The following is a 22,588-nucleotide window of genomic DNA, read 5'->3' on the forward strand; positions in this document are numbered from 1 at the left end:
CACGTGGAGGTACGGATGAACACGCACGTGCACGACCGGCGGCGCTTCCTCGCACTCGCCGCCGGGGCTGCCGCGGCCCCGCTGCTCACGGCCTGCGGCGCCGGTTTCGGCGGGGACGACAGCAAGGGCGACGGGTCCGCCGCCGACGACGTCACCGGCTCCTTCGACTGGAAGCGGGAGAAGGGCACCACCGTCAAGGCGCTGCTCAACAAGCACCCGTACACGGACGCGCTCATCGCCGACCTGAAGTCCTTCACCGCGAAGACCGGCATCAAGGTCGAGTACGACGTCTTCCCGGAGGACAACTACTTCGACAAGCTCACCGTGGACCTGTCCAGCGGGCGTGCCTCCTACGACGTCTTCATGCTCGGCGCGTACATGGTGTGGCAGTACGGTCCGCCGGGCTGGCTGGAGGACCTCGGGCCCTGGATGCGCAACTCCTCGGCGACGGGCGCCGAGTGGGACCAGGCGGACTTCTTCCCGAACCTGCTCCAGGCCGACCAGTGGTCGCTGAAGGCGGGCGCGCCACTGGGCCAGGGCGGGCAGTACGCGCTGCCGTGGGGCTGGGAGACGAACGTCGTCGCCTACAACACCGAGGTGTTCGGGAAACTGGGGCTGAAGCCGGCCGAGACCTTCGACGAGCTGGCCGAACTCGCCGGCACCATCAAGCGGAAGGCACCGGGCGCCGGCTTCGACGGGATGTACGGGATCGCCGTACGCGGCTCCAGGAGCTGGGCCACCATCCACCCGGGCTTCATGACGATGTACGCCCGCAACGGGCTGAAGGACTTCACGGTCGACGGCGGGAAGCTCACACCCGCCATGAACAGCCCCGAGGCCGTCGCGTTCACCGAGGACTGGGCAGGCATGGTCAAGCGGGGCGGACCGCCGTCCTGGACGTCGTACACCTGGTACCAGTGCTCCAGCGACCTCGGCGCCAAGAAGGCCGGGATGCTGTTCGACGCCGACACGGCCGCCTACTTCCAGGCGGTGAAGGGCGCCAGCCCCGCCTCCGGGAAGATCGCCTTCCACCCGGGGCCAAAAGGTCCGGACGGGTCGCTGGCCACCAACATGTGGATCTGGTCGCTCGGCATGAACGCCAAGAGCGAGAAGAAGGGCGCCAGTTGGCTGTTCCTCCAGTGGGCCACCGGCAAGGAGCACCTGCGCAAGGGCGCCATCACGCACAACCACATCGACCCGGTGCGCAAGTCGGTCGCCGACGACGCCGCGTACAAGGACAAGATGAGGCACCTGCCGGGCTTCCTGGAGACCTTCGAGACGGTCGTCGACCAGACGAAGATCCAGTTCACCCCGCAGGCGCAGTTCTTCGACGCGACCACCAGCTGGGCCGCGGCCCTCCAGGAGATCTACGGCGGCAAGGGCGCGCAGTCGGTGCTGGACGGGCTGGCGGACGACCTCGCCGGCAAGGTGGGCTAGCCGATGGGGTGGCGGCTCACCCTGCGCCCGTACGTCCTGATCGTGCCCGCACTGCTGCTGACCTGCGGGATTCTCTACCCGTTCGGGCTCGGCCTGTACTACACGCTGTTCGACTTCTCGGCGAGCAAACCGCAGCCGGACATGGTGCGGTTCGAGAACTACACGACCGTCTTCACGCAGGAGGCCTTCTGGAACTCCGCCTGGGTGACGGTGCTGTACGCGGTCGGGGCGGCCCTCGTCGAGACCGTGCTCGGGGTGGCCGTCGCCCTGCTGCTGCATCGGTCGAGTCTCCTCGGCCGGGTCCTGGAGAAGATCCTGATCCTGCCGCTGATGATCGCCCCGGTGATCGCGGCGATCATCTGGAAGCTGATGCTCCAGCCGTCCGTGGGGGTCGTCAACTACCTGCTGAGGCCCTTCGGTCTCGGCGGGGTGCAGTGGACCGACACCCCGACCGGTGCCCTCCTGTCGTCGATCGCCGTGGACGTGTGGGTGTACACGCCCTTCGTGGCGATCCTCGCCCTCGCCGGTCTGCGGTCGCTGCCCACCTCCCCGTTCGAGGCGGCGGCCGTGGACGGCGCGGGGTGGTGGTACACCTTCCGGCGGCTGACGCTGCCGATGCTGTGGCCGTACGTGCTGGTCGCGGTGATCTTCCGGTTCATGGACTCGCTGAAGGTGTTCGACATCATCTACGCCCTCACCGAGGGCGGGCCCGGTGACTCGACCGTCGTCCTCCAGATCCGGGCGTACCTGGAGGCGATCCGCTTCCAGCGGTACTCCTTCGGGATCAGCTACACGATCGTGCTGTGGGCCGTGGTGTACCTGGCCGCGATGGTGCTGGTGAAGCACCTGGGGAAGATCCAGCGGCGGGCCGCGGAGGTGACCTGAGTGAAGAAGCGTGCGCTGGGGTGGCTCGCGGACGCCGCCCTCGTCCTCTACTTCGTCTTCGCGCTGTTCCCGATCGCCTGGATGGTGATCCTGTCGCTGAAGCCGGCGGACCAGCTCTTCTCCACCTATTTCTCCTTCTCGCCCACCCTCGACGGCTACCGGACGGTCCTCGGCGACAGCGAGGGCATCCCGTTCGTGCGGTTCTTCGTCAACAGCCTGGTGGTGTCGGTCGGCGCGGTGGTGCTGTCGCTCGTGGTCGGACTGCCGGCGGCGTACGCCTCGGCGCGGTGGCGGTTCAAGGGCTCGGAGAACCTGATGTTCACGCTGCTGTCGTTCCGCTTCGCGCCCGAACTGACCGTGATCATCCCGCTGTTCGTGCTGTACCAGAAGCTCGGGCTGTTCGACACGTACGTCGGCATGGTGTGGGTGCTGCAACTGGTCACCCTGCCGCTGATCGTGTGGATCATGCGGTCGTACTTCGCCGATCTGACGCCCGAGCTGGAGCAGGCGGCGCTGCTGGACGGCTACACCCGCAAGCAGGCGTTCTTCAAGGTGGCCCTGCCGCTCGTCAAGCCGGGCATCGCGGCCGTGTCACTACTGGCCTTCATCTTCGCCTGGAACAACTTCGTGTTCCCGCTGATCCTCACCTCCAACGAGGCCCAGACGGTGACGGTCGGCGCGCTGTCCTTCCTCGGCGGGGACCGGCCCAAGTACAACCTGACGGCCGCCGCCGCGCTGGTGTCCGTCGTACCGCCGCTGCTGCTGGCGCTGACGATCCAGCGGTATCTGGTACGGGGCCTGTCGTTCGGGGCGGTGAAGTCATGATCACGCTGAGCGGGATACGGAAGGCGTACGGGAAGACCGTCGCGCTCGACGGACTGGAACTGGAGGTGCGGGAGGGCGAGTTCTTCTGCCTGCTGGGCCCGTCCGGCGCGGGCAAGACCACGACGTTGAAGACCGTCGCCGGGCTCGAACAACCCGACTCCGGCACGGTCGCGCTCGACGGCGAGGACATGCGGGGCGTCGAGCCGTACGACCGGGGCGTGGCGATGTGCTTCGAGAGCTACGCCCTCTACCCGCACCGCTCGGCCTACGACAACCTGGCCTCGCCCCTGCGCTCTCCCCGGCACCGGCTGCCCGCCGCCGAGGCCAGGCAGCGGATCGGCGCGATCGCCGAACTGCTGGGGATCTCGGGGCTGCTGGACCGGCCGGTGGGCCAGTTGTCCAACGGGCAGCGGCAGCGCGTCGCCCTCGGCCGGGTGCTGGTCCGCCCCGCCCGGGCCTTCCTCCTCGACGAGCCGCTCTCCCACCTCGACGCCAAGCTCCGCCAGCAGATGCGGGCCGAACTGAAGGCGATCGGGGCCGTGCAGCACACCACCACGCTGTACGTCACCCACGACTCCGTCGAGGCGCTGGCGCTCGGGGACCGGATCGGGGTCATCCGGCAGGGCCGGATCGTGCAGACGGGCACCCGGGAGGAGATCTGGTACCGCCCCCACGACACGGAGGTGGCGCGGGCCTTCGGGCGGCCCCGGATCAATCTGCTGCCGGGGGTGGTGACGGAGAGCGGCGTGCGGTCGGACGGCGGCGTGGAGCTGCCGGTCCGGGCGCGGGCCGCGCCGGGCACGGACGTCCTCGTCGGCATCCGCCCCCGGGACATCGCCCTGCACGGCGAGGGCCACGAGCTGACCGGGACCGTGTACGTCACCGAGGTGCTCGGCCGGTCCGTCGAGGTCACCGTCCGGCTCGGGACCGGGGAACAGCGGGTGTCGCTGGTGGCCCCCCGGGCGGACGCGGCACGCCTTCGTCCGGACGATCCGGTACGGCTCGTCGTCCGGCCTGAGAACCTGCTGCTGTTCGAGGCCGACCGGCCGGAGCGCCCGGGACGACGGATAGAGACACAGCTATGAGCAGCAGCATGGGTGGACAGCAGGGGCCGGCGGTGCGGCAGGCCGCCATGGCCGAGCAGGTGCTGGCCGACGGCTCGGCGACGGCGGCGGAGCTCGCCGAGCGGTTCGGGGTGAGCCTGATGACCATCCACCGGGACCTCGACGAGCTCGAACGGCAGGGGATCGTACGGAAGTTCCGGGGCGGGGTGACCGCGCAGCCGTCGGGGGTCTTCGAGTCGAACGTGCAGTACCGGCTGAAGACCATGCGGGCGGAGAAGGCCGCCGTCGCCGAGCACGCGCTGCGGATGGTGGAGCCCGGCATGGCGATCCTGCTGGACGACTCCACGTCCACCCTGGAGATAGCCCGGCGCCTGCGCACGGGCGAGGTCACGCCGCTGACGGTCGTCACCAACTTCCTGGAGGCGATCAACCTGCTGGCCGACCAGCGGGGCATCCACCTGATGGCGCTCGGCGGCGACTACGACCCGCTGCACTCCTCCTTCCTGGGCGTGTCCTGCGTGGAGGCGGTCGAGCAGTTGCGGGTGGACGTGTGCTTCGCGTCGACGTCTGCGGTGCACGGGGGTTACGCCTACCACCAGGAGCAGCACATCGTGTCCGTGAAGCGGGCGATGCTCGACGCGGCCGCGCGGAACGTCCTGCTGATCGACCACACCAAGCTCGGCCGGGTCGCCCTGCACCGGGTCGTCCCGCTGTCCCGCTTCGATCTGCTCCTGGTGGACGACGGGGCGTCGGCGGAGGCGCTGCGGGACCTGGACGAGCACAAGGTCCGTTACGAGGTCTGTGCGACGAAGGGCAGCGATGACCGAGCTGGAGCTACGTGATCTGCGCAAGACCTACCGGGCCCGGGGTCGTCCGGGCGTGGACGCGGTGCGCGGCCTCGACCTCGCGCTGCGTTCCGGGGAGCTGCTCGGACTGCTCGGGCCGTCCGGCTGCGGCAAGTCGACGACTCTCCGCATGATCGCCGGTCTTGAGCCGGTGACCGGCGGGGACATCCTGGTCGGCGGCGCGTCGGTGGTCGAACGGCCCGCGCAGCAGCGGAACATCGGGGTCGCGTTCGAGAACTACGCGCTGTATCCGCCGCTGTCGGTGGCGGAGAACCTGGCGTTCGGGCTGAAGGCCCGGGGACGTAAGGCTCGTGGGGACGTCGACCGCAAGGTGAAGGAGATCGCCGAACGGGTCGGCCTGACCGACCTCCTCCACGCTCGCCCGGCCGGCCTGTCCAGCGGCCAGAAGCAGCGGGTCTCCCTGGCCCGGGCCCTGATCCGCGAACCGGACGTGCTGCTGCTCGACGAGCCGCTGTCCCACCTGGACGCGGCCCAGCGCGACACCACCCGCCGCGAACTCAAGCGCATCCAGAAGGACCTGGGCCACACCACGATCCTCGTCACCCACGACCAGGAGGAGGCCCTCTCCCTCGCCGACCGGATCGCCGTGATGAAGGACGGCGTCATCCAGCAGCTCGGCACCCCCTACGAGATCTACGACAGCCCGGCCGACGTGTTCGTCGCGGACTTCGTCGGCGAGCCCGCGATCACCCTGCTGCCCGGCATCGCCGACCGCGACGGCCACGCCCGCCTCTCCGACTCGGTGCGGATCGCGCTGCCCGTGCCGGTGGACCCGGGGCGGGAGGTGGTGGTCGGGATCCGCCCGGAGGACGTCCGGCTCATCGCCGAGGACGGCCTGCCCGCCCGGGTCGTCGCCCATGAGCCGTTGCTGGAGTCGGGCATCGCGACCCTCGCTCTCGACGGTGTCGAACGGCACCTGGTCGTCCTCACCGATCCCGAGGTGCGGCTCACCCACGACCAGCGGGTCCGGGTCGCCGCCGACCTCCAGCACACCCATGTCTTCGACGCCGAGACAGGAGACTCCTTGCGATGACTGCCGGAAACAGCGTGCGTGTGGTGGCCGCCGGTGACCACTTCGTCCTGCCGTCGCTGATCACGCGGGCGGTGGAGCACGAGGTGGGGCGGGCGGACGTCAGGGAACTGAGGCTCGGCTGGCCGCTGGAGCCGTTCGGGCCGGTCGCCGAGGTGCAGGAGGCCAGTGACGCCGAGGACGAGATGATCGAGGCGCTGGCCGGGGCGGAGGTGCTGGTCACGCAGATGGGGCCGGTCACCGAGAAGGTGCTCGCCGCCTGCCCGGATCTGAGGCTGGTCGTGGTCTGCCGGGGCGGACCGGTCAACGTCAACCTGGACGCCGCCGAGCGGCGTGACGTGCGGGTGTGCTTCGCGCCCGGCCGCAACGCCGCCGCCACCGCCGAGTTCACGGTGGGCATGATGCTGGCCGCCCTGCGCCGCATCCCCCAGGCCCACGACCCGCTGGCCAGGCAGGGCAGCTGGGAGGGCGCGACGTACTACACGTACGAGCAGAGCGGTCTGGAGCTGGAGGACCTGCCCGTCGGGCTGGTCGGGTACGGGGCCGTCGGCAGCCGGGTCGCGCGGGTGCTGTGCGCGTTCGGGGCGCGGGTGATGGTGTACGACCCGTACGTGCACGGCGAGATCCACGGACTGCGCGTGACCTCGCTGGACGAACTCCTGCGCCGCTCCCAGGTGATCACCCTGCACGCCCGGCTCACCCCCGAGACCCGGGGTCTGATCGGCGCCCGGGAGCTGGGGCTGCTGCCGTCCGGCGCGGTGGTGGTGAACGTGGCCCGGGGCCCGCTGCTGGACGAGGGCGCGCTGTGCGACGCGCTGGAGAGCCGGCAGGTGTCGGCGGCGGCGCTCGACACGTACGAGCGGGAGCCGCTGCCGGCGGAGTCCCGGTTGCCGGGACTCTCCGAACGCGTGGTGCTCACCCCGCACTTGGGCGGCGCTTCGCGCGCCGTCGCGGAGAAGGCCGCGCGGATCGCCGCCGAGGAAGTGGGCCGCTGGGTCCGTGGAGAGCCACTCGCCCACTGTCTGACCTGAGACCTGGAGGAGAGCCGCATGTACGTCGGTATCGATGTGGGCACGTCCATGGTCAAGGCGGCGGCCTTCGACGGCACGGGCCGGGAACTGGCCGTGTCCTCCCGCCCGGTGGACCTGAAACTGCACGGCGGGTTCGTCGAGCAGGACATGGAGGAGGTGTACGGGGCGGTCGTCGCCGTGCTGGACGAGGTCACCGGACGGGTCCCGGGGCCGGTCGAGCTGGCCGGGCTCACCGGGCAGGGCGACGGGGTGTGGCTGGTCGACGGCGAGGGGCGGCCCGTGCGGGCGGCGGCTTCCTGGATGGACGGGCGGGCGCACGAACTGGTCGACCGGTGGCTGGCCGACGGTACGTTCGAGACGGTGTTCCGGCGGACCGGCAGCGCGATGTTCCCGGGCTGTCCGGGGCCGCTGCTGGCCTGGCTGGACAGCAACGAACCGAAGGCGCTGGATGCCGCGAAGGCGGCCCTGTACTGCAAGGACATGGTGTTCCAGCGGCTGACGGGAGCGGGTCCGGCGACGGATGTGTCGGACGCGTCCATGCCCTTCCTGGACCCGCGCACCCGGACGTACGACAACCGGGTCGTGGAGCTGCTGGGGCTCACGCACCGCCGTGGGTTGCTCGCCCCGGTGAGCGACCCGGTCGCGACGGCCGGGGCGCGGGGCGAGGGCCTGCCGTCGGGCACCCGGATCGCGAACGGACCGTACGATCTGCCGGCCTGCGCGCTGGGCGCCGGGGTGACGGCCCCGGGGGACGGTCTGCTGATCGTGGGGACCTGTCTGGCCAGTCTGGTCGCCACGACCGAGCTGGACCTGACGGGCGAACCGGCCGGCCTGTACATCTCCACCGACCGGCCCGGGTACTGGCTGCGCGCCATGCCCGCGATGGTCGGCACGGCGGCCCTGGACTGGGTGCTGTCGACGACGGGGGTGCGGCACGACGAGGTGGACGGCCTGCTGGCTCAGTCCCCGCCGGGCGCGAACGGCGTCCGTGTGCTGCCGTACTTCGCGCCCTCCGGCGAACGCGCCCCCTTCGTCGAGCCACGGCTGCGCGCCGAACTCACGGGTGTCTCCCTGGAGTCGACCCGGGGCGACCTGGTCCGCGCCACCTGCGAGGGCATCGGGTACGCGGCCCGGCACTGCCTGGAGGCGGCGGGCCTCACAGGGAATCTGGCCGTCTGCGGCGGTGGCACCCGCAGCCCCGCCTGGATGCGGCTGCTCGCCGATGTGCTCGGCCGGCCCCTGCGGGTCGTCGAGGGCGAGGTGGGCGCGCGGGGCGCGGTCCTCGCGGCGGCCGAGCGGTACGGGGTGCCGCTGGACGCGCGGGTGTGGACGCGGCCGACGCAGGTCGTCGAGCCGGACCGGAGCCGGGCCGCGTACTACACGAAAGGGTACGAGGAGCACCTGGTCCGGCTTGCCCGGGCACGGGTCCGGGCAAGGAGCTGAACATCCGGATGGCGAAAGGGAACTGGATGCACCTGAGACGCCGATCTCTCCTGCTCGCGGCCGCCGCCACGCCGGCGGCCGCGACCGTACCCGCGCTCGCGGCACCCGCGGACGCGGTCACTGCCCGGGGGCCGCTGGTCATCGGGCACCGCGGCGCGGCCGGCTGGCGCCCCGAGCACACGGCCGCCTCGTACACGTACGCCGTGCACACGGGCGCCGACTGGATCGAACCGGATTTGGTGCCGACGAAGGACCATGTGCTGGTGGTCCGGCACGAGAACGAGATCTCCCAGACCACCGACGTGGCCCGCCGCCCGGAGTTCGCGGACCGCCGCACGACGAAGACGGTCGACGGCCGGTCCGTGACCGGCTGGTTCACGGAGGACTTCACCCTCGCCGAGCTGAAGACGCTGCGGGCGGTGGAGCGGCTGCCACAGGTCCGCAACCGCAACACGGTCTTCGACGGGCGCGAGGAGGTCATGACCTTCCAGGAGGTCGTGGACCTGGCGCGGAAGCTGTCGAAGACGCACGGCCGGACGATCGCCGTCTTCCCGGAGACCAAGCACCCGACGTACTTCCGTTCCATCGGCCTGCCCCTGGAGCCGAAGCTGGCGTCCGCGATCCGCCGCAACCGGCTGGGCCGACGCGAGTGCGTCGTGCAGTCCTTCGAGCCGACGAGCCTGAAGCGCATGACAGGCCTGGGCGTACCGCTGTGGCAGGCCCTCGGGACCACGGGCGGGCCGTACGACCTGCCCACGACGACCTACCGGGAGATGATGACGCCGGACGGGCTGGCGGACATCGCGGAGTACGCGGACTGGATCGGCCCGGACAAGTCGTCGCTCGTCGGCACGTCACTCCTCGCGGACGCCCACGCGGCGGGGCTGCGCGTGGGGCCGTACACCTTCCGGGCGGAGAACCAGTTCCTGCCGGCGGATTTCCGGCGCGGCACCGGAAGCACCGATTTCGGGGACGCGTTCGCCGAGTACGCGCTGTACTACCGCTGGGGGGTCGACGCGGTGGTGACCGACTTCCCCGACCTGGCGGTGATGGCGAGGAGGGGCTGATGTTCTTCAAGGACAAGCACTGCCCGACCTGTGGCGGCAGCGGAACGCAGGTGTTCACGCCGCTCAAGCCCGAGGAGAGAAAGGCGCTCGGGACGCACCGCACGGACCTGTGGCGCTGCACCGCGGCGGGCTGCCGGTGGTACCAGCCCTGGGGCCATCAGGCCGGCGGGGGCCGGCTCCCGGAGGAACTGCAGAACCCGGGAGCCGACGCCTCGGTGTGACCTCTAGAGGTTGGAGAAGTCCGGGCCCTTGGTGCGGGTGCGCTTGATCTCGTAGAAGCCCGGCACCGAGGCCACGGCGAGGGTGCCGTCCCAGAGGCGGGCGGCCTCCTCGCCCTTGGGGGCCGGGGTGACGACCGGGCCGAAGAAGGCGATCTGCTCGCCGTCCGCGCCGGGCACGGCGATGACCGGGGTGCCGACCTCCTGGCCGACCTTGTCGATGCCCTCCTTGTGGGAGGCGCGCAGCTCGGGCTCGTACCGGGTGCCGTCCCAGTGCTCCATGAGGGACTCGGGCAGGCCGACGTCCTTCAGCGCGGCGGCGACCGTCTCCTTGCCGGGGCCCTCGCCCTGGTTGTGGAAGCGGGTGCCGAGCGCGGTGTAGAGGTCGCCCAGCACCTCGGCGCCGTGCTCCTGCTGCGCCGCTATGACGATCCGGACGGGACCCCACGCCTTGGTCTCGAGCAGCTCGCGGTACTCCTCGGGCAGCTCGTCGAGCTTGTCCTCGTTGAGCACGGCGAGGCTCATGACATGCCAGCGGACCTGGATGTCCCTGACCTTCTCCACCTCCAGCACCCAGCGGGAGGTCATCCACGCCCAGGGGCACAGCGGGTCGAACCAGAAGTCGACGGGGGTCTTGTCCGACATGTCTCTCCTCATGAGGAAACCGTTTCTCCGGGAACGCCACCGCTCGCCCCGGTCATTCCCGGCTGCCTCGCGTCAGGGGTACGTGGCAGGATCGTCGCTGTTCAGCCCTATCCGACGACGCTTGAGGAGTTCCGCCCGTGCCCGGTGAGAATCTGTCCCGCGACGAGGCCCGGGAGCGGGCCGCCCTGATCGGCGTCGACGGGTACGAGGTGTCCCTCGACCTGCGGTCCGCGGTCGGTGCGGACGACGCCGACGGGCCCCGCACCTTCCGGTCCGTCACGACCGTCCGGTTCCGCTGCAACGAGCCCGGCGCGAGCAGCTTCGCCGATCTGATCGCCCCGAGTGTGACGGCCGTCTCACTCAACGGCCGTGATCTGGACCCCGGGGAGGTCTTCGACGGCTCGCGGATCATGCTGGAGGACCTGGCCGCCGACAACGAGCTGGTGGTCGACGCGCAGTGCGCCTACTCCCGCACGGGCGAGGGCCTGCACCGCTTCGTCGACCCCGAGGACGGCGAGGTGTACCTGTACACGCAGTACGAGCCGGCCGACTCGCGCCGCGTCTTCGCCAACTTCGAGCAGCCCGACCTCAAGGCCCCGTTCCGCTTCGAGGTGCGGGCGCCGGAGGGCTGGACGGTGTGGAGCAACGGTGTGGGCGAACGGGCCGACGGGGTCTGGCGGTTCGCCGAGACCAAGCCGATCTCGACGTACATCACGTGTGTGGTGGCGGGCCCGTACCACTACGTGACGGACAGCTACTCCCGTACGTTCGCCGACGGCACGACGCTGGAGATCCCCCTCGGCGCCCTGTGCCGCAAGGGTCTCGCGCCCTACTTCGACGCCGAGGACGTCTTCCTGGTCACCAAGCAGGGCCTGGACTTCTTCCACGACCACTTCGACTATCCGTACCCGTTCGGGAAGTACGACCAGGCGTTCGTGCCCGAGTACAACCTGGGCGCGATGGAGAACCCGGGTCTGGTGACGTTCCGGGAGGAGTTCATCTTCCGGGGCAAGGTGACGCAGGCGTCCTACGAGGGCCGGGCCAACGTCGTCCTGCACGAGATGGCGCACATGTGGTTCGGCGACCTGGTCACCATGGAGTGGTGGGACGACCTGTGGCTGAAGGAGTCGTTCGCGGACTTCATGGGCGAGTTCTCGCTGGTCGGCGCGACCCGCTTCGTCAACGGCTGGGTCACCTTCGCCAACCGCCGCAAGTCGTGGGCCTACCGGGCCGACCAGCTGCCCTCCACACACCCGATCACGGCGGACATCCGGGACCTCCAGGACGCCAAACTGAACTTCGACGGCATCACGTACGCCAAGGGCGCGTCGGTGCTGAAGCAGCTCGTGGCGTACGTCGGCCAGGACGCGTTCCTGGAGGGCGCCCGGCGCTACTTCAAGCGCCACGCGTACGGCAACACGCGCCTCGGTGACCTGCTGTCGGTGCTGGAGGAGACCAGCGGCCGGGACATGAGCGCCTGGGCGCGGTCCTGGCTCCAGACGGCCGGGGTGAACTCGCTGACCCCGCAGCTGCTGCTGGACCCGCAGGGCCGCGTCCAGGAGCTGGCGGTGGTGCAGGAGGCGGCCGAGTCGCATCCCGAACTGCGCCCGCACCGGGTGGCGGTGGGCCTGTACCGGGCGACGGACGGCGGAGCGGTCGAGCGGTACGCGCGCGCCGAGGTGGACGTCGACGGCCCGCGGACGGTCGTGGCGGAACTGTCCGGCGCCGCGGCGCCCGACCTGGTCCTGGTCAACGACGACGACCTGACGTACTGCAAGATCCGCTTCGACGAGACCTCGCTGGCGACGCTGCGCGAGCACCTGGGGTCCGTGACCGACCCGCTGGCGCGCGCCCTGTGCTGGTCGGCGCTGTGGAACATGACGCGGGACGCGCTGCTCCCGGCGAGGGACTTCGTGGACCTGGTGCTGCGGTTCGCGGGGAGCGAGTCCGAGATCGGCGTGGTGCAGATGCTGCACGCGTGGGCCGAGTCGGCGGTCACGCACTACGCGGCGCCCGCCCGGCGGGAGACGACCGCCCGCCTCCTCGCCGAGGGCGCGCGGCGCGAGCTGTACGCGGCCGAGGCCGGCAGCGAGCACCAGCTCGCGTGGGCGCGTTTCTTCGCCCGGACGGCCGCCGCCGAGGCCGACTTCGAGCTGCTGGGCGACCTGCTGGCGGGCACGGCGTCGGTCGAGGGCCTCGACCTGGACCAGGAGCTGCGGTGGGTGTTCCTGGAGCCGCTGGCCGCGCACGGGGTGGTGGACGAGAAGACGCTGGCCGAGGAGCTGGCCCGGGACGACACGGCGTCCGGCAAGCGCCACCAGGTGCGCTGTCTGGCCGCCCGGCCGTCGGAGGCGGTCAAGGCGCAGGCGTGGGCGCAGGTCGTGGAGTCAGACGCGCTGTCCAACGCCATGGTCGAGGCGACCATCGCGGGCTTCTCCCAGGGCTCGCAGCGGGAGTTGCTCGCGCCGTACGCGGGGAAGTACTTCGCGGCGATCGAGCGGGTGTGGGCCGAGCGGTCGATCCAGATCGGGATGCACGTGGTGCAGGGCATGTTCCCCTCGCTCCAGCAGTCCCGGGAGACCCTCGACGCCACGGACGCGTGGCTGGAGGCCCACCGGGAGGCGGCTCCGGCCCTGCGCCGGCTGGTGCTGGAGGCCCGGGACGACCTGGCGCGGGCGCTGCGGGGGCAGGACTGCGACGCGGCCTCCGACCAGTAGCTTTGGCCTGAGATCCGGGCGTTCCGCCATCGTTACGAGATGCGTGCCCCGCAAGCCGTAACCCCTGGTCCGCACCCGAACGGACCAGGGGCTTTCGGCATCCGAACACCCGTCCTTTAGGGCTGGGTTGTCCGTATTTGTCGACGGGCCTGTAACAGCGGTTAAAAGGCGGTCGGAGCACGGGAAATTGCGGGTCATGACCCACAACACCCCGCTCTCCCCCCGCCCCCTGCATGACGTGTCCGGCCGCGGCCGGCTCCGCGTGATGACGGTCGCGCAGCTCCGCTCGCACGGCGTGACGACGTCCGGGACGAACGAGCAGTGCCGCCCCGGCGGACCGTGGCAGCAGCTCCTCCCGGGCGTCGTCCTGCTCCACCCGGGCCCGCCGACCAGCGAGGAGCGGCTGCACGCGGTGCTGATGTACGCGGCGCGGGAGCGCGGCACGGGCGTCCCCGCCCAGCCCGGCGCGAGCGGGGGGCACGCCCCGGCCTACCCGGATGCGATGATCACCGGCCTGGCCGCCCTGACGCTGCACGGCTTCTCCTCCACTCCCCCGCTGCCGTCCCTGGACGCGATCGACGTCCTGGTCCCGCGGCTGCGCCGGCTGCGCTCGACGGGCTGTGCGCGCATCGTCCGCAGTGCCGCGCTGCCCGCCCCCGAGCAGGTCACGGGCCTGCCGGTGGCCCCGGTCGCCCGCGCGCTGGCCGACGCGGTGGCCGGGCTCGCGGACGCCGGCACCGTGCGCCGGCTGATGACGGAGGCGGTGCGCGGCGCCCACTGCGAGCCGGCGGCGGTGGTGCGGGAGCTGAACCAGGCGCGGCTGCTGAGCCGTCCGCACGTGGTGGACGCGGTGGACTCCCTGCTGGCCGAGGGCCGGGTGATCGCGGAGGACCGCCTGTACCGGATGGTGCGCGAGTACGGCCTGCCCGACCCGGTCTGGAACGTGGACCTGCGCCTGCCCGGCGGCCCCTACCTCGGGGGCCTGGACGCGTACTGGCCCGACCAGGCGGTGGCGCTGGAGCTGGACACGCGGGCGCCCCGGCAGGACGACGACGCCCTGTGGTCCGAGTACGCCCGCAAGCGCGAGCACCTGGAGCGCCTCGGCATCACCGTCGTCCACATCACGCCCAGGAAGCTCCGCGACTCACTGGAACAACAGGCGGCGGTGGTCCGCACGGCCCTGATGGCCTCGGCCGACCGCGATCCGGCCGCGTATGTCGTGGTACTGCCCCGGTAGTGACCGGCCGGGCAGGGCCGGGAGGGGAGAGGAGGGGCCGCCGGAGTCGCCGGCGGCCCCTCCTCCCACTCCGGCGGCGACTGATCATGATCTGTCGCGGCGGCAGCTTCGAACAAAGGGTGAGGGGCAACGCCCCGCCCCGCTCCGGCCGGCGCGAGTGGCGATCACGGGCAGGGCGCACAGCACGAGGAGCAGCGCGGTGCCGAACACCACGCTCCGCAGGTAGGCGTCGAGCAGGTGCGCGTACGCGGAGATCCATTCGTAGCCCTGGGCGGTGACGGCGGCGAGGAGGAAGGCGTAGCCGAGGAAGGCCAGAAGCTGGAGTGCCCCGCAGAGCACGTGGTCGGGGCGGCCCGTCGGCGGCGCCGGTGCCGGGGCCTCGGCCTGTTCCCTGGGCAGTACCGGCGGGCCGGGCGTCTCGGATACGGGTGGCGGCGGGGTGCTGTCGAGCAGCGCGGCCGCGAGACTGCCGGCGGTCGGATGCCGGTAGACGTCGCGCATCGACACCGGCGGCAGGTCCGGCTGGTTCCTCACCCGCGCGCAGAAGTGCGCCATCACCAACGAGTCGGCGCCGAGATCATCGAAGAAGTTGCCGTCGAGCGGTACCTCGTCCAGCCGGGCGACATCCGCCAGCAGTGCGGCGAGCCGCTCTGCCGCGGCGGACACCGCGGGATGCGGCGGCTCTTCGCAGGGCCGGGCTCCCTCCATGACGCCCCTGGCCGCCTCCTGGAGTTGTTGTCCCTTCATGAGGAGGGCCCCCTCGGCTGCGACTGTCGCGTGCCCTTCCTCGCTAGGGATTCGGAGCCAGGCAGCCGAGGGATGGGGGGTCCGGCCGTCTTCTCGCATGGTGAGCGGGCCTCTCACCAAGCGGACGGACGGCACCGTCCTACGTGTCGCAGAACTCCGCCTCGATGATCGCCTCGGTGCTGCCCGACCAGTCGCCGTTGAAGTTGACGGCGAGCGTGTGGCGGCCGTCCTCGGTCGTCACGGCGTCCGAGTTGGAGCCACTGATGCCGCCGTCGTGGCCCCAGACGTGGACGCCGCAGCTGAGCTCGCGGTCGACGAGCCCCAGGCCGTAGCGGCTGGTCTCCCGGCTGGAGGGAACCGTGGTCTTCATCTCCTCCAGCTGCTCGGGCGGGAGCAGCCTGCCGCGGAGCAGGGCCGAGTAGAAGCGGTTCAGATCGGCCGAGCTGGAGACCATCTGGCCCGAGCCGTAGGCCAGACGCGCGTTCAGCTCCGTGACGTCGTACGTCGGGCCCGTGTCCGTCTCGGCCAGCTTGGAGTAGGCGCGGCTGCTGGGCCGCGGCAGGGTGACCCGGGTGGTGGGGACGGACGTGGAGGTCAGGTGCAGCGGGGCGATGATGCGCCGGTCGATCTCGTCGCCGTAGTCGTTGCCCGTGGCCTTCTCGATCACCCGCGCGACCAGGAGGTAGTTCGTGTTGGAGTACTCGAACGAACTGCCCGGCGCGGAGTACGGCTCGTTCGCCAGGGCGAAGGCGAGCAGTTCCTCGGGGTCCGCCTCGTCGAACCGGTGCTTCATGAAGCCGTCCGCGGTCATGTACGTCCGCTGGAAGCCGGGGTCCGCCAGGTAGTCGAAGATGCCGCTGGTGTGGTTCAGGAGCTGGCGGAGGGTGACCTTGCGGCCGTCGTGGCCGTTGCCCCGCACCACGCCCGGCAGCCACTTGTCCACCGTGTCGTCCAGCGACAGCCGCCCCTCCGCCTCCAGTTGCAGGACGACGGTGGCGACGAACGTCTTGGAGATGCTGGCGACGCGGTAGTGGTCGCGCGTCGAACGCGGCTTGCCCGTCTTGAGGTCGCCCACTCCGGCCGTGGCCGCCCAGGCGCCGTGCCCTCGCTGCACTCTCAGGGTCACGCCCGGGACGCCGTCGGCGACCGCCGCCCGGACCGCCTGCCGCGTCGCGTCGTGGCCGTACGTTTGCGGGGCCGCGACCGCGGGGCCCGCCAGGGCCGCCGACAGTGCCACGGCCGTCGCCGCCGTCAGGATCGTGCGTGTGCGTCTGTTCATGTCCCCTACCCCCGTCATGTCGAGCGGTGTCAGGGGGTGGGACCCGAGCCGCCGGGCCGGAGTTGACCGGACGGGGCGGGTTGGGCGGGATTCAGTCCTTCTTGAGCACCAGCTCGGTGTTGCGGTCCTCCGGGTCGCCGCCGAGGGTCGTGCTCGCGCCGGGGGCGTTGAGGGACAGCTCGCGGTAGAGGGCCGCGAGGCCGGTCTGGGAGAGGTCGGAGAAGTCCGTGCGGTGCGGGGCCGAGGACTCCACCAGCGTGGTGAACAGGGAGACCGTGCCGTCCTTGTTGTCGGTCAGCTCGATGATGCGGGCGAGCTGGGGGTAGTCGACGTGGGACGCCGTGGAGATCTCCCAGAAGGAGCCGCCGGAGGACATCGCGTGCGGGGTGATGACGTTCTTGTGGATGTGGCCGTTCACCCAGGCGAGCACGTTGCGGTGGCCGCCGAGGAGGGCGAGGACCTCCTGGCCGTTGTGCCGGCGCTCGTGGGGGCGGGCCGGGTCGGTGCGGGTGTTCGTCATCGTCTTGCTGGTGTGATGGCTGAAGATCACCGCGTAGGAGTCCTTGTTCTCCCGCAGTGTCCGGTCGAGCCACTTCAACTGGGCCGTGCCGAGGGAGCCTTCGTAGTGGCCGCCCGCGTCGGTGGTGTCCAGGCTGATGCCGATGACGTCGTCGGAGACGCGGAAGGCGTAGTACTGGGTGCCCGTGTCGAGGTTGGCGGAGGAGTAGCCGTGGCCGGCCGGGCCGATGCCGCGGTAGGCCGGGTCCAGGTGCGCCCGGATGTACTCGGTGGGGGTGAAGGGGGCGCGGCTCTCGTCGGGGGTGACCGAGCGTGTGGACCGGGCGTGGGTCTTGAGGAAGTCGTGGTAGCGGACGCCCTCGGGGTCCCGGGCCTTCTTGATGAGCGTCTGGAGCCGCTGCGCCTCGGCGGCGGACACGTTCATCAGCTTCTTGCCGCCGACGGCGAGTTCGGTGAGGTAGGAGTCGCCGTGCGAGGCGTAGCAGCCCATCGGCATGGTGTCGTGGTTGCCGACGGTGGAGTACCAGGGCAGGTTGAGGCCGGGGCTTCGGACCTCGCGGATGGCGGCCTTGAGGAAGCCGTCGAGGTGCGGGAAGCCGGCCTGCTTGTCGGTGTCGCGGACCGCGGCGTCCGGCTGCCAGTACAGCTTGAGGCCGCTGTTCTGGACGCCTTCGTACCGGCGCGGGTCCCCGGTGTTGGGGGTGATGCGCCCGCCGCTCATGACCTTCAGGAACCATTCCAGCTCGGACTTGGCGTTGTTGTCCGTGTTGTCGCCGGTGGTCATGGCGAAGTGCAGCGGGCTTCCGGTGACGGGCGCGCCGCGCAGCGCGTTGATCCGCTCCACCAGCGCGATCGCGCCCTGCACGGTCAGCGCCTCGTGCGGCCGCCAGGCGTGCACGTCGGCGGAGCGCAGGTACTCCAGGCGCAGCGGGTGCTGGGCGTCGATGATGTGCAGGTCGGTGAGCTGGACGAACGCCGCCAGCGCGGTACGGCGCCCGGCGCGGCCGGACTTGGGCGCGGCCAGGTCGGAGCGCACGACCCGCTGCCAGCCGGGTCCGTCGCCCAGACGCCGGTAGCCGGAGCCGCGCGGGGTGGACACGGACGCCACGGTCGTGCCCTTGGTGTACGGGGCCAGCGGCGCGGCCGGTGCCCGGCGGGAGGAGGCGGCGACGGCCTCGGTGGTTTGCCTGGTGCCCGTGGCGGCCTGGCTGTCGCTGGGCCGCAGGGCGTAGCCGACGCCCGCGGACAGGGCGACCGCTCCCGTGGCGGCGAGGACGGAACGACGGTGGATGCCCTGGCCGGAGCCGGCGACTGAGCGTGTGCGCGACATGCGCTTCTCTCCCCGAGTGCGAACGCGTCGGCAGTGGTCGCGGGATGTCCGGCACGCGAACATCCCGCTCGTACTGGATCGTTGGCACTGGGAATGACCTGCGCGTAAACGGGGTGGCAACGCGCAGCGCCGATCACCGTACGTGGATCTTGGACTACCCTGCGCGTCGTCGGCCGCTCCGGGAACGGCCGGGAGCCGGTCACGCGGTGTTCATCTCCCGGGGTACTGAACCTATTCGGCGTCCTCCATGACGTCGGCGAGCCGTCCGGTGACCGGCCGCTCCCGCCACAGGCGCAGTGCTATGTCGACCATCCCCACCCGGACCAGTCCGGGCACGGCGTCCAGGTCCTGCCACGCGGCGAGGTCGGTGGAGCCGTTCACCTCGTTGCGCAGTTCGCCGCCGATGATGCGGCCCTCGTAGACGAAGCGGACGGCGTGATGGTCGACGGCACGTCCGATGCCTTCGCGGAAGACGCGGTGGGAGGAGTCCACGCCGAGCAGCCCGGTGACCTCGATGAGATACCCGGTCTCCTCCTCGACCTCCCTGCGCACGGTGTCGTAGGGGTCCTCGCCGTGCTCCATGCCGCCGCCGGGCATGACCCACTCGGGGGTGCCGTCGGCGGCGGGGGAGCGGGCGAGCAGGATCTGTCCGTCACGGACGCATACGGCGTAGGCCGCCACCCTCAACTTCTGTCTCACTCCGGGACGTTAACCGATTTCGCCGCCTTCGGGACTCATGCCCGCAAAACGCATCGCGGGTTTTCCCCATACATCCATTTCGTTTCGGTCAACCCTCCCCAAAGAACCTCACCTTGCGTAAAGCTGTGCGATCGTCCGGGCCTGCGTTCCGGACGGTCGCGACCAGGACCGATCGGCCCCGGTCGCTCCCGCACGTTCCTTTACCTACAAGGGATGCCGATGACCAACACCCCCCAGCGTGACCTGATATCGGCCCGCAGACGCGTGGCGCGCGTCGCCGTGGCCGCCGGTCTCGTCGCCGCGCTCTCCGCGGCCGGGCCGGTCCCTCTGGCCTTCGCCGCCGACGAGCCGGGTGCGTCCGCCCCGGCCGACGCCGACGTCAAGTCCGCGCACGACAAGCTCGGTTCGGGCGACGCGGACCTGCTCGCCGAGGCGAAGGCGGACGGCGACAAGACCGTCACGATGATGATCGCCACCGCGCCCGGGCAGACCGAGCAGGTCGCCGGGCAGCTGGACGCGGTCAAGGGCGGCTCGGTGGGCCGGTCCGACGACAAGCTGGGCTACGTCCGCGCCACCGTCCCGACGTCCCGGGCGGACTCGGCCATCGCCGCCGCCGCCAAGCTCTCCTCCGTGCACGGCATCGACCTGCGCGAGGAGATCCCGCTGGACGACCCGACGCCGGCCGCGGACACCGCCAAGGGTGCCAAGGCCGCCGCGGGGACGTACCCGGCACCGGGGAAGAAGACTCCCGCGGAGAACCCGTACAACCCGTCCTTCGAGACGGGCGCGGTCGACTTCGTCGAGGACCACCCGAAGGCGGACGGCCGCGGCATCACCATCGGCATCCTGGACTCCGGCGTCGACCTGGGCCACCCGGCGCTCCAGAAGACCACGACCGGCGAGCGGAAGATCGTCGACTGGGTGACGGCGACGGACCCGGTAGTCGACAACGACAACACCTGGCGCCGGATGGACACCTCCGTCTCCGGCCCCACGTTCACGCACGACGGCAGAACGTGGAAGGCGCCGTCGGGCGCGTACCGGGTGAGCACCTTCAAGGAGTCGTACACCACCGGCGGTGACGCCGCGGGTGACGCCAACCGCGACGGCGACACCACGGACTCCTGGGGCGTGCTGTACGACCCGGCCGCCGGCACGGTCCGCGTGGACCTGAACAACAACGCCGACTTCGGTGACGACACCGCGATGAAGCCCTACAGGGACGGCTTCCAGATCGGTTACTTCGGCACCGACGACCCGAAGACCGACATCGCCGAGCGGCAGCCGTTCGTCGTCGAGATCCGCAAGGACGTCGTCCACAACGGCGCCGGCGCGAAGGCCGACTTCGTCAACATCGGCGTCATCGAGTCCGAGCACGGCACGCACGTCGCCGGCATCACCGCCGCGAACGGCCTGTTCGGCGGCAAGATGGACGGCGCCGCCCCGGGTGCCAAGCTCGTCTCCTCGCGCGCCTGCACCTGGTCCGGCGGCTGCACCAACGTCGCGCTCACCGAGGGCATGATCGACCTCGTCACCAAGCGCGGCGTCGACATCGTCAACATGTCCATCGGCGGCCTGCCGGCGCTGAACGACGGCAACAACGCGCGCGCCGAGCTGTACACGCGCCTCATCGACACCTACGGCGTCCAGCTGGTGATCTCCGCGGGCAACTCCGGCCCCGGCACCAACACCATCGGCGACCCGGCCCTGGCCGACAAGGTGATCTCGGTCGGCGCGTCCGTCTCCAAGGAGACCTGGGCCGCCAACTACGGCTCGGTCGTGGAGAAGAAGTACGCGCTGATGCCGTTCTCCTCGCGCGGCCCGCGTGAGGACGGCGGATTCACCCCGACCCTGGTCGCCCCGGGTGCCGCGATCAACACCATCCAGACGTGGATGCCGGGTGCCCCGGTCGCCGAGGCGGGCTACTCCCTGCCGGCCGGCTACGGCATGCTCCAGGGCACCTCGATGGCCTCCCCGCAGGCCGCCGGCGCCGCCGCGCTGCTGCTGTCGGCCGCCGAGCAGAAGAAGATCGAGCTCACGCCGGCGACCCTGCGCACGGCCCTCACCTCGACCGCCGACCACATCAAGGGTGTGCAGGCGTACGAGGAGGGCGCGGGCCTGATGAACATCGAGGACGCCTGGGACTCGATCCGCGACGGCGCGACCTCCCACGCGTACACGGTCAAGGCGCCGGTCGACACCGCGATCGACCAGTTCCTGAAGACCCCGGGCCACGGCACGGGCCTGTACGACCGTGAGGGCGGCCTGAAGGCCGGCCAGAAGAAGACGTACGAGATCACCGTCACGCGTACGTCCGGCGCCGACAAGGCGATCCGGCACGAGCTGCACTTCGAGAACAACGCGGGCGGCACGTTCCGCATCGTCGGCTCCGACGAGGTGAAGCTGCCGCTGAACAAGCCGGTCACCGTCAAGGTCCAGGCCGCGCCGAAGTCCGCGGGCATCAAGAGCGCGATCCTGGAGGTCGACGACCCGAAGACCGAGGGCATCGACAGGCAGGTCCTGAACACGGTCGTGGTCGCGGCGCCGCTGAAGTACACGTTCTCCGCGTCCGGTTCGGTGCAGCGCAACAGCTCGAAGCACTACTACGTCACCGTGCCCGAGGGCGCGAAGACGCTCGAGGTCGCGATGAGCGGGCTGAAGGACAAGAGCCAGACCCGGTTCATCTCCATCCACCCCTACGGCGTCCCCTCCGACCCGACGTCGACGATCAACTGCTACCCGAACTACCCGAACCCGGCCAACACCTGCCGCCCGGACCTGCGTTCCTACGCGAACCCGCAGCCCGGCGTGTGGGAGATCGAGGTCGAGTCGCGCCGAACGTCGCCGCTGCTCGACAACCCGTACAAGCTGGACGTCGCCGTGCTCGGCGCGGCCTTCGAGCCGGAGACCGTGACCGTGCCCGAGGCGAAGGTCGGCACCCCGGCCGCCGCCTCCTGGAAGGTGACGAACGGCTTCGCCGCGATCGACGGCAAGCTGGTGGGCGGCCCGCTCGGCTCGTCCAAGACGACCCGTCCGTCGATCAAGCAGGGCGAGACGCAGACCACGACGGTCGAGGTGCCCGCGGGCGCGAAGTCGCTGGACGTCGCCATCGGCGGTGTCTCGGACAACGCCGCCGACCTGGACCTCGCGGTCTATGACGCCGCCGGCAAGCAGGTCGGCAGCTCCGCGGACGGTGACTCGGAGGAGTCGGTCTCCGTGCCCTCCCCGGCCGCCGGGAAGTACACCGTCGAGGTCGTCGGCTACTCGGTGCCGGCCGGCACGACCGAGTACGACTACCGGGACGTGTTCTTCGCTCCCTCCCTCGGCAGCGTCACCGTCGACGGTTCGGCGCCGGTGAAGCTCGGCACGGGCGACTCGGCGACGGTCTCGGGCAGCGTCACCGCCGCGGCGGCCGCGCCCGAGGGGCGTGAGTTCTTCGGCCAGGTCCAGCTCGTCAACGCGCGCGGGACGGCCGCGGGCGTGGGCAGTGTGAAGATCGAGAAGGTCCTGCCGTAGCGGTTCGACGGCATCAGGAGGGCGGGCGTCCGG

Annotated in this window: 18 protein-coding genes; 13 read left to right on the forward strand and 5 right to left on the reverse strand. The window is 71.0% G+C overall.

Translation table 11 applies throughout. The features are described from left to right. Positions 1-15 precede the first annotated feature (15 nt). Genes ABFX81_RS14030 through ABFX81_RS14075 form a run of 10 tightly spaced genes read left to right on the forward strand, consistent with a single transcriptional unit; the run spans position 16 to position 9,869 of the window. Positions 16-1,437, forward strand: coding sequence for an extracellular solute-binding protein (locus ABFX81_RS14030; RefSeq protein WP_086849317.1), 1,422 nt, complete (start codon positions 16-18; stop codon positions 1,435-1,437). A gap of 3 nt (positions 1,438-1,440) precedes the next feature. Further along, entirely contained in the window at positions 1,441-2,322 is an 882-nt protein-coding gene (locus tag ABFX81_RS14035) for a carbohydrate ABC transporter permease (RefSeq protein ID WP_086849315.1), read from the forward strand. Beyond that, positions 2,323-3,147 (forward strand): carbohydrate ABC transporter permease, encoded by an 825-nt coding sequence (locus ABFX81_RS14040; protein WP_086849313.1) that lies wholly within the window; start codon positions 2,323-2,325, stop codon positions 3,145-3,147. Further along, positions 3,144-4,232 carry an ATP-binding cassette domain-containing protein gene (locus ABFX81_RS14045; RefSeq protein ID WP_086849312.1) on the forward strand — a complete coding sequence of 363 codons (1,089 nt, stop codon included), beginning with the start codon at positions 3,144-3,146 and terminating at the stop codon, positions 4,230-4,232. Before ABFX81_RS14040 ends, ABFX81_RS14045 begins: the two co-directional genes overlap by 4 nt. Continuing rightward, positions 4,229-5,053, forward strand: coding sequence for a DeoR family transcriptional regulator (locus tag ABFX81_RS14050; RefSeq protein WP_086849310.1), 825 nt, complete (start codon positions 4,229-4,231; stop codon positions 5,051-5,053). The genes ABFX81_RS14045 and ABFX81_RS14050 overlap by 4 nt, the downstream gene beginning before the upstream one ends. Further along, positions 5,031-6,110, forward strand: coding sequence for an ATP-binding cassette domain-containing protein (locus tag ABFX81_RS14055; protein WP_086849309.1), 1,080 nt, complete (start codon positions 5,031-5,033; stop codon positions 6,108-6,110). The genes ABFX81_RS14050 and ABFX81_RS14055 overlap by 23 nt, the downstream gene beginning before the upstream one ends. Then, positions 6,107-7,138, forward strand: coding sequence for an NAD(P)-dependent oxidoreductase (locus ABFX81_RS14060; RefSeq protein WP_086849306.1), 1,032 nt, complete (start codon positions 6,107-6,109; stop codon positions 7,136-7,138). Before ABFX81_RS14055 ends, ABFX81_RS14060 begins: the two co-directional genes overlap by 4 nt. A gap of 18 nt (positions 7,139-7,156) precedes the next feature. Then, positions 7,157-8,581: an FGGY family carbohydrate kinase gene (locus ABFX81_RS14065; RefSeq protein ID WP_086849304.1), complete on the forward strand. Its 1,425-nt coding sequence runs from the start codon at positions 7,157-7,159 to the stop codon at positions 8,579-8,581. 26 nt (positions 8,582-8,607) lie between these two features. Beyond that, complete coding sequence (locus ABFX81_RS14070; RefSeq protein WP_086849302.1) at positions 8,608-9,648, forward strand: glycerophosphodiester phosphodiesterase family protein; 1,041 nt, start codon at positions 8,608-8,610, stop codon at positions 9,646-9,648. Beyond that, positions 9,648-9,869 carry a hypothetical protein gene (locus tag ABFX81_RS14075; protein WP_086849301.1) on the forward strand — a complete coding sequence of 74 codons (222 nt, stop codon included), beginning with the start codon at positions 9,648-9,650 and terminating at the stop codon, positions 9,867-9,869. Before ABFX81_RS14070 ends, ABFX81_RS14075 begins: the two co-directional genes overlap by 1 nt. Positions 9,870-9,872: 3 nt before the next feature. Here the strand turns inward: ABFX81_RS14075 and ABFX81_RS14080 are convergent, their stop codons facing one another. Further along, positions 9,873-10,511, reverse strand: a complete 639-nt coding sequence (locus ABFX81_RS14080) for a mycothiol-dependent nitroreductase Rv2466c family protein (RefSeq protein ID WP_346138120.1) — start codon at positions 10,509-10,511, stop codon at positions 9,873-9,875. A gap of 137 nt (positions 10,512-10,648) precedes the next feature. Between ABFX81_RS14080 and pepN the strand changes: the two genes are divergently transcribed. Together pepN and ABFX81_RS14090 are read left to right on the forward strand one after the other, a co-directional pair. Next, positions 10,649-13,228: an aminopeptidase N gene (gene pepN, locus ABFX81_RS14085; protein WP_086849297.1), complete on the forward strand. Its 2,580-nt coding sequence runs from the start codon at positions 10,649-10,651 to the stop codon at positions 13,226-13,228. Between the two features lie 196 nt (positions 13,229-13,424). Further along, positions 13,425-14,465 (forward strand): hypothetical protein, encoded by a 1,041-nt coding sequence (locus ABFX81_RS14090; protein ID WP_086849295.1) that lies wholly within the window; start codon positions 13,425-13,427, stop codon positions 14,463-14,465. A gap of 84 nt (positions 14,466-14,549) precedes the next feature. On the opposite strand, the gene ABFX81_RS14095 is transcribed toward ABFX81_RS14090, so the two are convergent. The 4 genes from ABFX81_RS14095 to ABFX81_RS14110 all read right to left on the reverse strand — a co-directional run bounded on the left by ABFX81_RS14095 (position 14,550) and on the right by ABFX81_RS14110 (position 19,039). Continuing rightward, positions 14,550-15,212 (reverse strand): phosphopantetheine-binding protein, encoded by a 663-nt coding sequence (locus tag ABFX81_RS14095; protein WP_086849293.1) that lies wholly within the window; start codon positions 15,210-15,212, stop codon positions 14,550-14,552. Between the two features lie 139 nt (positions 15,213-15,351). Then, positions 15,352-16,491: a serine hydrolase domain-containing protein gene (locus ABFX81_RS14100; protein WP_346138121.1), complete on the reverse strand. Its 1,140-nt coding sequence runs from the start codon at positions 16,489-16,491 to the stop codon at positions 15,352-15,354. A 91-nt stretch (positions 16,492-16,582) separates the two neighbouring features. Beyond that, positions 16,583-18,340 carry a TIGR03767 family metallophosphoesterase gene (locus ABFX81_RS14105; RefSeq protein WP_346138122.1) on the reverse strand — a complete coding sequence of 586 codons (1,758 nt, stop codon included), beginning with the start codon at positions 18,338-18,340 and terminating at the stop codon, positions 16,583-16,585. Positions 18,341-18,571: 231 nt separating this feature from the next. Beyond that, positions 18,572-19,039, reverse strand: a complete 468-nt coding sequence (locus tag ABFX81_RS14110; RefSeq protein ID WP_346138123.1) for an NUDIX hydrolase — start codon at positions 19,037-19,039, stop codon at positions 18,572-18,574. Between the two features lie 219 nt (positions 19,040-19,258). Between ABFX81_RS14110 and ABFX81_RS14115 the strand changes: the two genes are divergently transcribed. After that, positions 19,259-22,555: a S8 family serine peptidase gene (locus tag ABFX81_RS14115; RefSeq protein ID WP_346138124.1), complete on the forward strand. Its 3,297-nt coding sequence runs from the start codon at positions 19,259-19,261 to the stop codon at positions 22,553-22,555. Positions 22,556-22,588: the final 33 nt, after the last annotated feature.

Source organism: Streptomyces coeruleofuscus, assembly GCF_039532725.1.
Classification (GTDB): Bacteria; Actinomycetota; Actinomycetes; order Streptomycetales; family Streptomycetaceae; genus Streptomyces; species Streptomyces coeruleofuscus.